Genomic DNA, 260 nt, shown 5'->3' with positions numbered 1-260 from the left:
CCTCGATCCGACACAGGCCTCCCACATCCGACGCGCGTGTGCGGGTGCACCGGGCCTCATCGACGAAATCCTCGTGACGCTTGCGTCCGATATCGCTGCAGCACAACATGATTCACGACCCACTGATCCCGTCGATCATGCTGCTCTGCTCGCGCGGACGGCGTACCGGCGTCGTGTGGAGCATCTCGACGACGCCCCCCTCGCCGTTCTCGCGATCGCCGACGAGGGCAACGGGCTCGACACCTCGATGGTCGCCGAGG

Annotated in this window: 1 protein-coding gene; it reads left to right on the top strand. The window is 66.2% G+C overall.

From position 1 onward, the window contains the following. Positions 1–73: 73 nt before the first annotated feature. Positions 74–260, top strand: a 187-nt coding sequence (locus B1964_RS29765) for a hypothetical protein (RefSeq protein ID WP_253194277.1), incomplete at its 3' end; no start/stop codon positions are given.

Source organism: Gordonia sp. i37, assembly GCF_002043085.1.
Classification (GTDB): domain Bacteria; phylum Actinomycetota; class Actinomycetes; order Mycobacteriales; family Mycobacteriaceae; genus Gordonia; species Gordonia polyisoprenivorans.
This window is presented reverse-complemented; position numbering and strand designations above follow the sequence as displayed.